This is a genomic window from Streptomyces sp. NPDC050121 (genome assembly GCF_044460385.1).
Taxonomy (GTDB): Bacteria; Actinomycetota; Actinomycetes; order Streptomycetales; family Streptomycetaceae; genus Streptomyces; species Streptomyces soliscabiei.
This window is the reverse complement of the sequence record NZ_JBITJV010000099.1, coordinates 1-1,199: the sequence shown is the minus strand read 5'-3', so window position 1 is coordinate 1,199 and position 1,199 is coordinate 1. Positions and strand designations below refer to the sequence as shown.

At 68.8% G+C, this 1,199-nt stretch carries 2 protein-coding genes; both read left to right on the top strand.

Translation table 11 applies throughout. The features are described 5' to 3' along the window. The first annotated feature begins 56 nt into the window (after positions 1-56). Complete coding sequence (locus ACIBTS_RS49195; RefSeq protein WP_399328505.1) at positions 57-269, top strand: hypothetical protein; 213 nt, start codon at positions 57-59, stop codon at positions 267-269. Continuing rightward, a complete protein-coding gene (locus ACIBTS_RS49190) occupies positions 266-1,078 on the top strand; it encodes an ExeA family protein (RefSeq protein ID WP_399328503.1) in 813 nt (270 codons plus the stop codon). Before ACIBTS_RS49195 ends, ACIBTS_RS49190 begins: the two co-directional genes overlap by 4 nt. Positions 1,079-1,199: the final 121 nt, after the last annotated feature.

Sequence of the window (1,199 nt, the reverse complement as noted above, 5' to 3'; positions counted from 1 at the left end):
AGCTCCGAGAGCTCCGAGAGCTCCGAGAGCTCCGAGAGCTCCGAGGAGGAACTGCGGTGAGCGGCGAAAGTTACGCCGTCGGCGACGCCTGGGCGTTGGCGGACCGGGCGATCGCCTTCGCCCAGCGGGCCTGCACGCACATGAACACCCACGTCCACGACGCGGCCGCACGAACCACCGCGCACCGCGCGGTCGCACTGGCCGCCGCGTTGTATTACCGGGCCGAAGCCATCGAGAAGGCCGCCAACCACAGGGAGGCCGCCCGATGATCGAGCGTCTGACCAGCTTCTACGGGTTCAGCAAAATGCCGTTCGGCAAGGACTTGGCCCCGCAGGCCCTGCACCGCCACCACGCGCATGCCCAGGCGGTGGCCCGGATCACCTGGTGCACATCCGAGCACGCGCTGGGGGTGTTCACCGGCGAGGTCGGCGCCGGCAAAACCGTCGCCGTCCGCGCGGCACTCGCCGCGGTGGACCCCACCCGGCACCACATCATCTACCTGGGCAACCCCGCCGTCGGCGCCCGCGGCATCTACCGCGCGATCGTCATGGCGCTCGGCGGCATCCCGCACCCACACACCGCCGCCCTGATCCCGCAGGCAGCCGACGCCCTCGCCACCGAACAAGCCGAGCGCGGCAGGACACCTGTCCTGGTCATCGACGAGGCCCACCTGCTCGCCCACGACCAGCTGGAAGCGATCCGGATGCTGACCAACCACGAGATGGACTCCGCCTCCCCCTTCGCCTGCCTGCTGGTGGGCCAGCCCACCCTCCGCCGGAAGATCAAACTGGGCTCCATGGCCGCCCTCGACCAGCGCATCGCCCTGCGCTACGCGCTGCCGCCGATGACAGCCGAGGAGACCGCTAGCTACGTGGCCCACCACCTCAAACTCGCCGGCCGCAGCGACACGTTGTTCTCCGACGACGCGATCTCCTTGATCCACACCACCAGCCGCGGCCTGCCCCGCGCGGTCAACAACCTCGCCGTCCAAGCCCTGCTCGCCGCGTTCGTCGACGACAAAGCCATCGTCGATGAATCCTCCGCCCGCGCGGCGGTCGCCGAAGTCACGACAGAGTGACCATCTTCGCGACACCAAGCACACCAGGCCCCACTGGATCAAGATCCAGTGGGGCCTACAGGTTGGCGCCCAACCGCAGCGGCAATGTCGCCGTCATCGTCAAAACGAACGTCGAGCAACA

Coding starts and splice junctions, on each gene's coding strand:
- ACIBTS_RS49190 (WP_399328503.1), top strand. CDS start 266: ATGATCGAGCGTCTGACCAGCTTCTACGGGTTCAGCAAAATGCCGTTC.